The organism is Flavobacterium bomense (assembly GCF_003970355.1).
Map to the genome: position 1 here is coordinate 11,324 of NZ_RYDJ01000005.1, position 12,465 is coordinate 23,788.

General features: G+C 30.1%; 12 protein-coding genes. All 12 read left to right on the forward strand.

Annotated features, from left to right (window positions below; all coding sequences use genetic code 11):
• Position 1 precedes the first annotated feature (1 nt).
• The 12 genes from rfbG to EKL98_RS06200 all read left to right on the forward strand — a co-directional run bounded on the left by rfbG (position 2) and on the right by EKL98_RS06200 (position 12,431).
• Positions 2–1,084 (forward strand): CDP-glucose 4,6-dehydratase, encoded by a 1,083-nt coding sequence (gene rfbG, locus EKL98_RS06145; protein ID WP_199736835.1) that lies wholly within the window; start codon positions 2–4, stop codon positions 1,082–1,084.
• Positions 1,077–1,997 (forward strand): NAD-dependent epimerase/dehydratase family protein, encoded by a 921-nt coding sequence (locus EKL98_RS06150; RefSeq protein WP_126561801.1) that lies wholly within the window; start codon positions 1,077–1,079, stop codon positions 1,995–1,997. The genes rfbG and EKL98_RS06150 overlap by 8 nt, the downstream gene beginning before the upstream one ends.
• Positions 1,998–2,212: 215 nt before the next feature.
• Positions 2,213–3,517: a lipopolysaccharide biosynthesis protein RfbH gene (rfbH, locus tag EKL98_RS06155; protein ID WP_126561802.1), complete on the forward strand. Its 1,305-nt coding sequence runs from the start codon at positions 2,213–2,215 to the stop codon at positions 3,515–3,517.
• A gap of 1 nt (position 3,518) precedes the next feature.
• Positions 3,519–4,886, forward strand: coding sequence for an MATE family efflux transporter (locus EKL98_RS06160; RefSeq protein ID WP_126561803.1), 1,368 nt, complete (start codon positions 3,519–3,521; stop codon positions 4,884–4,886).
• Positions 4,879–5,817: a glycosyltransferase gene (locus tag EKL98_RS06165; protein WP_126561804.1), complete on the forward strand. Its 939-nt coding sequence runs from the start codon at positions 4,879–4,881 to the stop codon at positions 5,815–5,817. Before EKL98_RS06160 ends, EKL98_RS06165 begins: the two co-directional genes overlap by 8 nt.
• Positions 5,818–5,844: 27 nt before the next feature.
• A complete protein-coding gene (locus EKL98_RS06170) occupies positions 5,845–7,041 on the forward strand; it encodes a hypothetical protein (RefSeq protein WP_126561805.1) in 1,197 nt (398 codons plus the stop codon).
• Positions 7,042–7,051: 10 nt separating this feature from the next.
• Complete coding sequence (locus EKL98_RS06175) at positions 7,052–8,206, forward strand: glycosyltransferase family 4 protein (protein ID WP_126561806.1); 1,155 nt, start codon at positions 7,052–7,054, stop codon at positions 8,204–8,206.
• Positions 8,207–8,210: 4 nt separating this feature from the next.
• Positions 8,211–9,236, forward strand: coding sequence for a glycosyltransferase (locus EKL98_RS06180; RefSeq protein ID WP_126561807.1), 1,026 nt, complete (start codon positions 8,211–8,213; stop codon positions 9,234–9,236).
• Between the two features lies 1 nt (position 9,237).
• Positions 9,238–10,269, forward strand: a complete 1,032-nt coding sequence (locus EKL98_RS06185) for a polysaccharide biosynthesis protein (protein WP_126561808.1) — start codon at positions 9,238–9,240, stop codon at positions 10,267–10,269.
• A 97-nt stretch (positions 10,270–10,366) separates the two neighbouring features.
• Positions 10,367–10,780: a WxcM-like domain-containing protein gene (locus tag EKL98_RS06190; RefSeq protein WP_126561809.1), complete on the forward strand. Its 414-nt coding sequence runs from the start codon at positions 10,367–10,369 to the stop codon at positions 10,778–10,780.
• Positions 10,781–10,881: 101 nt separating this feature from the next.
• Positions 10,882–12,000 carry a polysaccharide biosynthesis C-terminal domain-containing protein gene (locus EKL98_RS06195; protein WP_126561810.1) on the forward strand — a complete coding sequence of 373 codons (1,119 nt, stop codon included), beginning with the start codon at positions 10,882–10,884 and terminating at the stop codon, positions 11,998–12,000.
• Between the two features lie 53 nt (positions 12,001–12,053).
• A complete protein-coding gene (locus EKL98_RS06200) occupies positions 12,054–12,431 on the forward strand; it encodes a GxxExxY protein (protein WP_126561885.1) in 378 nt (125 codons plus the stop codon).
• The last annotated feature ends 34 nt before the right edge of the window (positions 12,432–12,465 follow it).

Genomic DNA, 12,465 nt, shown 5'->3' on the forward strand with positions numbered 1-12,465 from the left:
TATGATGTTTGAAAAATTACAAGAAATATATAAAGGTAAAAAAGTTTTTTTAACGGGTCATACCGGTTTTAAAGGCGCGTGGATGTTGAAGACTTTATCTCTTTTAGGAGCTGATGTAAAAGGTTATGCCTTAGCGCCACAAACCAAAGATGATTTGTTTCATTTAATTGAAGGTGATACTATTTGTACTTCCGTTATTGCCGATTTAAGAGATAAAAAACGTTTGGAAGAAGAGATTGTGAACTTTCAACCAGATTTTGTTTTTCATTTGGCCGCACAACCTTTGGTGCGTTTGTCTTATGAAATTCCTGCAGAAACTTTTGAAGTTAATGTGATTGGTACTGCGAATGTGTTAGATGGGGTTCGTTTATTAGAAAAACGGTGTGTAGTAGTTTTAATAACTACAGATAAAGTCTATCACAATAAGGAATGGATTTATCCTTACAGAGAAAATGATAGATTAGGAGGTTATGATCCGTATAGTGCTAGTAAAGCCTGTGCCGAATTGGTGATTGATTCCTATAGAAATTCATTTTTTAATATAAAGACTTACGAGATTCATCAAAAAGCAATTGCGGTAGCAAGAGCTGGAAATGTAATTGGAGGTGGAGATTGGTCTATGGATCGTCTAATTCCAGATATTGCCAAAGCTTTTGCAACAGAAAAACCGGTTGTGATACGAAACCCCAATTCAGTAAGGCCTTGGCAACATGTTTTAGAACCGGTTGTAGGGTATTTATTATTGGGTGCAAATTTAGCAGCTGAGGGAGTAAAATTTAGTCAAGCGTATAATTTCGGTCCAAATATTTCAGATGCACTTTCGGTAGAGGAAATGTTAAAACTAGCTACTTCAAGCTGGGGGAAAGGAGCGTATATAGTTGAGATGGAAGTAGGACAACCTCATGAAGCTGGTTTGCTGAAATTAGATATTAGTAAAACGATTTCAGAATTGAAATGGCAACCTAAAAAAAATGCACAGCAAGCAGTAGGCATGACAATGGATTGGTATAGTAAATTTGCGAAGGATAAAGAGAATATTTCTAAATATACTAGTCAACAAATAAATGATTTTTTAAATGATTAAAAATATTTTATTGACTGGTGGAACAGGGTTTTTAGGAAGTCATATCTTAAAAAGCTTGTTAAATTTAAATTATAATGTCATTGTTTTAGTTCGTAATAGTTCTGATTTATATCGAATTGAAAATTTAAGACAAAAAATCCAGTTATTCTACTTAAATGAAAATCATAAAAATTTAGGGGATTTGTTTTTAAATAATTTAATAGATACGATCATTCATACAGCGACTGAATATGGTAGAGGTTGTTCATTATCTTCAATATTAGAAACTAATTTAATTTTTCCTATTAAATTAATTGAAGAGGGAATTAAAAAGGATTTGAAATTATTTATTAATACAGATACTTTTTTTGGGAAACCAGTGTATAAAGAATCATCCTATTTAAATGAATATACTATTTCAAAGAAATATTTTTTAGATTATTTATCTGATCCTAAAAGAAATCTAAAAATTGTGAATATGCGTTTGGAACATATTTTTGGTGAAAATGATTCTGATAACAAATTTGTAACCAGTATTTTAATTCAGTTGATCCAAAATAAGCAGGAGGTTTTATTGACAGATGGATTACAAAAAAGAGATTTTATTTATATAGATGATGTTGTAAATGCTTATTTAAAGGTACTAGAGAGCAATGAACATCTCGAAAATTTTACTGAATTTGAAGTAGGAAGAGGAGAGTCGATAAAGGTTAGGTATTTCGTCCAAACATTATCTGAAATTATTCATTCAAAATCCGAATTGAAATTTGGAGCTATAGGAACAAGAGAAGGAGAAATTCAAGATTCTGTAGCTAAGCTATCTAAATTAAAAGAAATAGGTTGGGAATTTAAATACGATATTAAACAAGCAATTCAACGAATGGTTGAATTTGAAGTAGAAAAACGAAGTATTTCTAATAAAAATCCCGATTAATTTTTTTTTAAAAATACGTACTGAATGTCTTAGGAATAATGAAATTCTATTAAACTTCAATTATTAGATGTTTTTATTGTTACTGATTTAAAGCAGGTAGTACGTTTTTTTGAAGAGTATAAATACTATTACTTAAAAGAAAATTTTCGCAAAATCGATATCATTAAAAATCAGATTACTAAATATTATAATAAGACTATTTAAAATAATTTTATATGTTACAAAATTTAAAAGACGTCACTCTCTTAAACAGTTTAAGAGAAATAGCCAAAAAGAAATCGACACAGGTGATCATTGCCGGAGAAAATTACATCCCGGTTACTGGTAAAGTGTTAGATGAAGAAGATATTTTAATGGGAGTCGATGCCGCTTTAGATGGTTGGTTGACTGCAGGTCGCTTTGCCAATAAATTCGAAGAAGATTTTGCAAAATATTTCGGTGCACATAGAGCTTTATTGGTAAACTCGGGTTCATCAGCCAATTTGGTGGCTTTTTACGCTTTGACTTCTCCAAAATTAGGAGAACGTGCCATCAAGCCAGGTGATGAAGTGATAACGGTAGCCGCTGGTTTCCCTACTACCATAAACCCAATCATTCAGTTTGGGGCAATTCCTGTTTTTATAGATATAGATATTGCTACGCACAATGTGAAAGCGGATATGCTGGAAGTAGCAGTAAGCCCAAAGACAAAAGCGATTATGATTGCCCATTCATTAGGGAATCCTTTCGATTTGGATGAAGTAATGCGTGTTGCTAAAAAATACAATCTATGGGTAATAGAGGATGATTGTGATTCTCTTGGAGCGACTTTCAAAGGACAAAAAACAGGAACTTTTGGAGATATTTCCACTTTCTCTTTTTATCCTGCACACCATATCACTATGGGAGAAGGAGGAGCGGTATTGATTAACAATCCAGTATTATCTAAGTTAGCCGAAAGTTTCCGTGATTGGGGAAGAGATTGTTATTGTGAACCAGGTAAAGACAATACTTGTGGGTGTCGTTTCGGGCAAGAGCTAGGAACTTTACCTTATGGTTATGACCATAAATATACCTATTCTCATATTGGATTTAATCTTAAAGTGACCGATATGCAAGCGGCATTTGGGGTATCGCAAATCAAAAAGATAGATGGGTTTGTGCAAAGACGTAAGGAAAATTATGCTGCTTTGTACGAACGTATGAAAGAATTCGAAGAGGTCTTTATCCTTCCAGAACCAACACCAAATTCCGATCCTTCTTGGTTTGGTTTCTTATTGACGCTTAGAGAAGGTGATGCGGCTGACCGTCACATGCTAGTACAACATCTTGAAGAGAAAAAAATTGGTACTCGCTTGTTGTTTGGAGGGAACTTATTGCGCCAACCGGCTTATGCTAATATAGAACACCGTGTCGTAGGCGATTTGACTAATACGGATACGATCATGAATCAATCGTTTTGGCTAGGGGTTTGGCCGGGTTTAAACGAAACACATTATGATTATATAGCTGATGTAATAAGGGAATATTTAAACTCTTAATGTGATAGATTTATTAAAAAGTATTTCTAGGAAAATAGGCTTGGATGGGGCTATTGCTTTTACAATTTTATCAAGGATGATTCAGGCTGGAGGAGGCGTGATTACACTTGTTTTTATAGCCAAATGTCTAACTAAAGTAGAACAAGGATATTATTATACTTTTGGAAGTATATTAGCCATCCAGATTTTCTTCGAACTTGGATTGTCAAATATAATTACCCAGTTCGTAGCCCATGAAAATTCTAATTTGATCTGGAAAGACAAAACTAGTTTTACAGGTTTAGCTGAATCATGTTCACGATTAGCTTCTTTATTAAGGTTTACCATAAAATGGTTTGGTGTGATTGCGATTTTGTTATTAAGTGGTTTGTTGTTAGCAGGCTATGTTTTTTTTGCCAAATTTGGTAGCGCTAATATAGGTGTAAATTGGCAAATCCCTTGGGTTATTTTATCTATTACAACTTCCTTATCGTTGATGATTTCACCAATACTAGCTTTTTTTGAAGGATTGGGACAAATAAAAGAAGTTGCGAAAATTAGAATGATACAACAAGTAGTTCAACTTTTATTAGTTTTGTTGTTTTTTTTGTTAGGGTATAAACTTTTTTCTACTCCGATAGCCGCTATCATAGCATTTTTTATAGTGCCAATATGGATTTTATTAGGTTCTAAAATAAGATTACTTAAGTTTATTTGGAACAAAGTTGGAGAATGGGAAGTCAATTATCGCTTAGAAATTTTTCCATTTCAATGGAAAATAGCATTGAGCTGGATTAGTGGTTATTTTATTTTTCAACTTTTTAACCCTGTGCTATTTGCTACAGAAGGTGCTATTGTTGCCGGACAAATGGGAATGACATTGACTGTTTTAAATGCTGTTTTTTCATTAGGGTTTAGTTGGATTTCTACAAAAGTGCCTATTTTTTCTGATTTAATTGCTAAAAAAGATTATAAACAATTGGATCATTTATTTAATAAAACACTTATCCAGTCAACATTACTAAACGTATTTATCTTAACAGTTTTTTTATTTTTTTTATTTTTTTTGAACCATTTAAATATAAAAATTGGAGATAAAAACTTTAGTGATCGCTTCCTGCCATTTTTACCTATGCTATTTATGATTGTTCCAATTATGCTTAATCACTTTGTAACTTCTTGGGCAACATATCTCCGTTGTCATAAAAAAGAACCTATGCTTTTGCAAAGTATAGTTATGGGTATATTTTGCTCCTTATCTACAATCGTTTTAGGGCGTTATTTCGGTGTTATAGGTATTACTTCAGGTTATATGCTGTTGACAATTTTAGCTTTTATCTGGTCTCGATATACATTTATAAATAAGAAAAAGGTTTGGCACAATGAATAAAAAATTACTTACAATTTGTATTCCTACATATAATAGAAGTGAATATGTTATTAATCAATTGTCTTTTGTGTTAAAAGAATTAAAATCAATTAATAATTTAATTGATGTTAAAGTTTCGGATAATTTTTCTGACATGAAACATAGAGAAAAACTTATTTATTTTCATAAGAATAATCCTCAATTTGAATTATTTTTAAATAAAAAAAATCTTGGGTTAATTGGTAATTTTTATAGTCTGTTGCAAAAGGTTAATTCCGAATATGTATGGTTTTTAGGGGATGATGATGTTTTAATTGATGGTGTATTAGATGTTGTAATAAAAAATATTAAATTAAAAAACGTTAATTATGTTTTTATGAACTATAAATCATTCTATGATAACATTTCTAACTCCTTTTCAACTATTAATTTGATGGGATTATCAGGTTTTGTTCAGAATAATAATACTTTTGCAGTAGATTTCTTTAATAAGAATAAAACATCATGTATGTTTATGTCAGCTGGAATATATAGAACTGAGTTGCTTAAACCCTTATTAAATATTAATAGAAAATCAAGGATTACTGATCCTTTATTGTTTTTTTTTTTATCATCAATTGATAATGTTTATATAGAAGATAAAGTATACGTATTAGATAAATTGTCGGATACAACTTGGAAAAAGGAATCTTTGTCTGTTTTTACATGGATGGTTCCGTATACAATTTTGGAATTACTAAAAATCTCAAACTATAAAAAATCAAATGTAATTTGTATGGTTAAAAATTACTATTTACATGAAAAAAATTATTTAATAATGATTTTCCGTTCACCATTTAAAATAAAAATAGAGATCATATCTATGATGGGAAAACATAATATTTTATTAATGCATAAATCTTTTTTATTTTTAGTTTCAGTTATTATTAATAAATTTTTAAAAATAAAATAATAAAAACTAATTTTTCATTCAATATGTATGTCATATAAATTTTTATTGTCATCACTTTTTTTCGGTTTTTTCTTAATGTCTTTTTTGATTGTTGTTTTGTTTTTTCCGAATTTACAGAATATGCGTTCAGGATTTCAGTTTACTGCTTTTGATTCTGTGATGTTTTATGATATAGCAAGTAAATTATCTATAAATGATTTGAATTCTGGATTTGATCTATTAGCCTATAAAGGGTACCCTATTTACTTGATAAGTTATGTTAAAGTCTTAAATTTTTTGAATATAGATGTGAATTATCAAATTTTACTTTGTAGTAATTTAATTATTGTTGCATTATTGGTTCTTTTATATTCTAAAATGTTGACATTAGATAAAAAACCATTAGCTTGTATTTTTATATTATTTGCTTTATTCGAGCCATCTTTTTTTGGGTTCGCACTTACTCTTGAAAGAGAATTATTTTTGACTTTCTTTTTAGGATTAATATGTTTTAGTTATTTAAAGTTAGAAGGTGTTTATAAGTATATATTTTTGCTTTTTTCCTTTTTTATGTTGTTCAACTTAAGAATTGAAATTTTATTTATTGTTTTTTTATCTGTATTTATTTTCAATGCTAGGAAAATCTTCATTAATCAAAGAACTATATTAAAAAAATATTCCTTACTTATATTTGGAATACTTTTTATTTCATTACTATTTTTTTATTTATATATTAATTATGGTACTCTCTACATAGACTTCATGGAATTACAACTCGATAATAGTTCTAAAGGAGGGATTGGAGGAAAGATTTTAGCAATGCCTCTTCCTGTCAGAATAATAGTGTATTCAATTTTATATTTTTTCCTTCCTTTTCCAACGTATACTATATTTATGCAAGAAATGATATTCCCGTATGAAATTTTTATTTCTATAGCGGGTGTTTCTTACTTGTTTTTATGGGGGTACATATTAAAAAATATAAAATATATTAAAGGGAATTCAATTTTAGTTTTTATAATTTGTATAGTCGGACATATTGTTTTAGGGGGAACTTTGTTTAATTATCGACATAGAATAGATTTAATCGCTCCATTATCTATCTTAGTATTACATATTATAAATTTTAAGATCGCAAATTTTGGTTTTACAGTTAGATTCATACTAAAAGAAACATTTAATTTACTGGGTCTAGCGTTAGTTTCAATAATTCTTTTAAATCTTATTTTATATATTATCATATAATCACCTTAATATGAATAATTCTGAGTTTACAATAATTTTTTTCTCACATCACGACTTTGAAAGTCATGAAATTACAGGTGGGACGCGACGACTATTAGAATTAATAGAAGGTTTTGTTAATGAGGGAATAAAAGTCGTTTTGTTTTCACCAAAATCTGACTTTATTTCTAAAAAGACAAATATTCAACATTTTGAGATAAAACAAATAAAAAAATCAATTTTACCTTTAGGACTAATCAATTTTATAATTAATTATAGATTTGTGACGGAAAGACTTAGGGGAATTAAGTATGATAGATCTGTAGGAATAGATGTGCCTTATGGAATTCAGATGAAATTTTATGGTTTTAAGAACATGTGTTTTATAGTTTGGCAGGATTTTATTAATTACAGAAATATCGCATTTGAGGATAATAATAAAAATAGATTAGTAAACTCTTTATTCATTAAATTTTACAGAATTTCCGAGTCTATTGTATTGAAATATGCAAAAAAAATTATTGTACAGTGCAATTACGATATTGATGTTTTAAAATTAAGACATCGAAATTTATCAGGTGATTTAGATGCTAAAACGGATATTATACCTAATAATATTAATCCTTCGTGGATAAAAGCCATTTCGGATTATGAAGATAGAAATAAGGATCGTGATGGTAAGTTTATTATTTCTTTTATTGGGAATATAAGTGATAGTCGAAAGGGATTATTTTTTTTATTAGAAGCTTTTACGAAAAGTACGATTTTAAAGGAAAAATGTATTCTAAGAATTATTGGTGGAGGAGATAAGTTGTTAATTTATGAGAAAGATTATAAAGAGCATTCAAATATAGAATTTTTAGGTTACCAAAATTTTCCGCTTCCTATGTTATGCAATTCTGACTTACTTGTGGTACCCTCTGTGGCAGATTCCTTTCCAAATACAATTTTAGAAGCTCTCTATTATGAAATTCCGGTTTTAGGTTCAAAGAAAGGTGGGATTCCAGAAGTTTTGTTATTTGAAGAATTGTTGTTTGAATTAAATGTAGATGATTTGAGAATTAAAATTGAAAAATTACTTAATAAAAGTAATTATGAAACTGTAAAACAAAAATGTAAAACTAGAAGAGAGGAATTAAGTTTTAATTGGGTTGAAAGTATGTTGGAAATAATAAAGAAAGATTAATATCATGAAAAGAGTTCTTTTTTATTCTTCTGTAAAAGATTATAAGTTATTTAAATTGACAGGGTTTTATGTAGAGGATGTAAAAGTTCTTGAAGAAGCTGGGTTTTCTGTAATATGTACTAATAGATATATTCCTTTTTTAAAATTTTGGAAATATGATGTTGCTTTTTTATATTTTTACAAGAAATCATTAATACCTGCTTTATTTGCTCGTTTGTTTTTTAAAAAGGTAATATATACAGGTGGTATAGATGAATTAAGTAAAAACATTGTTTTAAATAAAAAGCGACGTGCTGTTTTTCGATTTTTTTTTAAGATAAATTATTTGTTTTCAGATAGTTGTAATATTGTTTCAAAGGGGGACTTCATTAATGTAATTAAAGTATTGGAAAAGTTTCCAAAAATGTCTTCTTCGAAACTGTCGTATTCGCCACACTCTATTAATGTTGTAGATTATAATTTTGCAAATTCCTTTGAAAAAGAGAATATAATTACTACAATATGTTGGATGTCAACAATTTCAAATGTTAAAAGGAAAGGTGTTGATAAAACGATCCATCTATTTAAAAAAATTAAAGCCAATCATAAAGATTATAAGTTATACCTAATTGGTAGTTTTGGTGAAGGAAGTGACTATCTAAAAGGAATAATTAAAAAAGAAGGCTTAGAAGATTCTGTCATATTTACGGGTAATATTGATGAAAACTATAAAATAAATTTATTAAGTAGAAGTAAGTATTATATGCAATTATCTATATATGAGGGCTTTGGAATAGCGGTTATAGAAGCAATGATGTTGAATAATTTTGTTTTTCATACAGGTAATGGAGGCTTACAAGATACGATTGGTGATGGTGGATACCTAATAAAGGATTTTAATGAATATTATGATGCAGTTATGTTTTTTGATGAGTTGGAAAATGAACAATTTATTGATGCAAAGCAATTAGAAAAGAACAAACAATTTGTAATAGATAATTTTTCTAGAAGTTCTAGGGCAAAATATTTTAAAAATATAATTTTAGATTAATATGTTGAAAAATAAAACCTTATTAATTACTGGTGGCACAGGCTCTTTTGGTAATGCGGTTTTAAACCGTTTCCTTCACACAGATCATTTTAAAGAAATTCGTATTTTTTCTCGTGATGAGAAGAAACAAGACGATATGCGTAATCAGTTGAAGAATGACAAGCTTAAGTTTTACATCGGAGATGTTCGTGATTATAATAGTGTAGAGCGTGCGATGCGAGGGGTAGATTATGTTTTTCATGCTGCCGCTTTAAAACAAGTACCTTCCTGTGAGTTTTTTCCTTTGGAAGCGACTAAAACAAATGTTTTTGGGACTCAAAATGTAATTGATGCTGCAGGTGCCAATAAAGTTAAAAAAGTAATTTGTTTAAGTACAGATAAAGCAGCTTATCCTATTAATGCGATGGGAATATCTAAAGCATTAATGGAAAAAGTGGCTGTGGCAGCGTCCAGAAATTTATCTGAAACAACAGTTTGTTTAACTCGTTATGGGAATGTTATGGCTTCCAGAGGTTCCGTGATTCCGTTATTTTTAAAACAAATTCAGGAAGGCAAAATAATCACGATTACGGATCCGAATATGACTCGTTTTTTAATGTCATTGGATGAAGCTGTAGAATTAGTATTGTTCGCTTTCGAGCATGGTAATCCAGGCGATTTATTTGTGAACAAAGCCCCTGCGGGAACAATAGGTGATTTGGCACAAGCCCTGAAAGAACTTTGTAATGCTGATACTGAAATCAAGATTATAGGGACTCGTCATGGGGAAAAATTGTATGAAACCTTGTGTACGCGTGAAGAGATGGTTAAAGCTGAGGATATGGGGGATTTCTACCGAATTCCAGCCGATAACCGGGATTTGAATTATGCACAATATTTTTCGGAAGGAGAACAAGACGTTTCTATAATAGAAGATTATCATTCTCATAATACCGAACAACAAGGCGTAGAGGGAATGAAAAAATTACTGGCAACATTACCGTTAATCAGAAAAGAAATTTTTGGAGAAGATGTAGCTCAAATGCCCGAGTAAAATTAGTGTTCAGTAGTCAGTTTTTAGTGTTCAGTAATCTGACAACAAATTCCAGACAGCAGATATTGACATTAATAATTATCAATCGAAAAACAATATGGTTCCGAAAATAATAAATGGAGGAAATCATTCTGATACTAGAGGTACAGTTCGATTTAACAATTCTTTTGATGCTACGGCTATAAAAAAGATTTATCTTATAGAAAATAAGGAGACCACATTTGTTCGTGGGTGGCAAGGACACCGCACAGAGCAACGGTGGTTTTCTGTTTTACAAGGTAGTTTTAAAATTGAATTGATTGCCATTGATAATTGGGAAAATCCTTCCAAAGGGTTAAAATCACTCTCTTTTATTGTAAATGCTGAAACACTTGATGTTCTCCATGTTCCTCAAGGATACGTAAGTAGTATTCAAGCACTCAAGGAAGGAGCTAAATTGTTGGTCATGGCAGATTATATGTTAGGAGAAATCCAAGATGAATATCGATTTGATATTGATTATTTTAAATAGAAAAGTTTTACACAGATTTTTTTAATTTTTTGAAATTAGTAAGAATCTGTATGTAGCTAGATCAGCTATTATCAGTGTGAAATCAATTAGAAAATATAATTATGATTAAAATAGGAATAACAGGACAGGCAGGTTTTGTCGGGACGCATTTATACAATACTTTAGGGTTATTCCCAGTAGAATTCCAGCGAATTGATTTTCAAAAAGAGTATTTTGCTGATGAAAATAAGCTAAATGAATTTGTTGCTCAATGTGATGTTATTGTCCATTTAGCTGCAATGAACCGCCATAATGACCCTCAAGTTATTTATGATACGAATATTGGTTTAGTTCAGAAATTAATAAAGGCTCTTGAAGTTACAAGTTCTAAAGCACATGTTTTATTTTCCTCTTCTACCCAAGAAGAAAGAGATAACCTGTATGGAAAATCTAAAAAAGAAGGACGGGAGTTAATGATGTATTGGGCTGAAAAGGCAGGAGGAAAATTCACTGGAATGATTATTCCTAATGTTTTTGGACCTTTTGGTCATCCCAATTACAATTCGGTGGTAGCTACATTTTGCCATAAATTATCCCATAATGATACTCCTACTATTGAAGTGGATGGGGATATGAAGTTAATTTATGTGGGAGAATTGGTTGATGCGATTCTTTCAGAAATTAAGAGAGGAGAAAGTAAATCAGAAATTGTTATTCCTCATACTTCGGAATCTAAAGTTTCTCAACTGTTATCGTTGCTGGAAACCTATAAAGAGCAATACCAAGACAACGGGGTAATTCCTACTATCAATACTGCATTTGAACTGAATTTGTTCAATACATTTCGTTGTTATATGGATATTGCAACTCATTTTCCAGTAAAATTTGTCGAGCATACAGATCCTAGAGGATCTTTTGTAGAAATCATTCGATTAGGAGTTGGTGGGCAGGTATCATTTTCTACTACCGTTCCCGGAATTACGAGAGGAAATCATTATCATACCCGCAAAATCGAACGTTTTGCAGTAATTAAAGGGAGAGCCTTAATTCAATTGCGTCGTATAGGTACTGATGAAGTATTGGATTTCTATTTAGATGGAGATGAACCTGCGTATGTAGACATGCCTATTTGGTACGCTCATAATATAAAAAATATTGGGGAAGAGATTCTTTATACCAATTTTTGGATTAATGAATTTTATGACCCGAATGATCCAGATACGTATTTTGAGAATGTGTAATTTGTTTGTACGCTGATTCCGCAGATCTTCGCAGAATATTAAATTTTAGTTTTATAGAAGAAAATGATATTACCTATAAAATTAGAGGATGTATATTTTTAGTATACAAAAATCTAGGTCCAGGATTGTTAGAGTCTGTTTACGAAGCTGCTTTGCTTTATGAACTTAAAAAGCATAACCTTGAAGTTAAAAGTCAAGTTGTACTTCCAGTATTGTATGACGGTATCAATTTAGAAATTGGATTTAGACTAGATATATTGGTGGAGGAAAAAGTTATTATTGAAATCAAATCTGTGAAAGATTTATGTAAATTACATTTTAAGCAACTCTTAACTTATCTAAAATTGTCACGAAAGAAAGTCGGTATATTAGTTAATTTTAATTGTGAAAATATAACAGAAAATATAAAAAGAATAGTAAATGATTTTTAATTAAATCAAAGTAAACATCGGCGGAAATCTATGA

Coding starts and splice junctions, on each gene's coding strand:
- rfbG (WP_199736835.1), top strand. CDS start 2: ATGATGTTTGAAAAATTACAAGAAATATATAAAGGTAAAAAAGTTTTT.
- EKL98_RS06150 (WP_126561801.1), top strand. CDS start 1,077: ATGATTAAAAATATTTTATTGACTGGTGGAACAGGGTTTTTAGGAAGT.
- rfbH (WP_126561802.1), top strand. CDS start 2,213: ATGTTACAAAATTTAAAAGACGTCACTCTCTTAAACAGTTTAAGAGAA.
- EKL98_RS06165 (WP_126561804.1), top strand. CDS start 4,879: ATGAATAAAAAATTACTTACAATTTGTATTCCTACATATAATAGAAGT.
- EKL98_RS06170 (WP_126561805.1), top strand. CDS start 5,845: ATGTCATATAAATTTTTATTGTCATCACTTTTTTTCGGTTTTTTCTTA.
- EKL98_RS06175 (WP_126561806.1), top strand. CDS start 7,052: ATGAATAATTCTGAGTTTACAATAATTTTTTTCTCACATCACGACTTT.
- EKL98_RS06180 (WP_126561807.1), top strand. CDS start 8,211: ATGAAAAGAGTTCTTTTTTATTCTTCTGTAAAAGATTATAAGTTATTT.
- EKL98_RS06185 (WP_126561808.1), top strand. CDS start 9,238: ATGTTGAAAAATAAAACCTTATTAATTACTGGTGGCACAGGCTCTTTT.
- EKL98_RS06190 (WP_126561809.1), top strand. CDS start 10,367: ATGGTTCCGAAAATAATAAATGGAGGAAATCATTCTGATACTAGAGGT.
- EKL98_RS06195 (WP_126561810.1), top strand. CDS start 10,882: ATGATTAAAATAGGAATAACAGGACAGGCAGGTTTTGTCGGGACGCAT.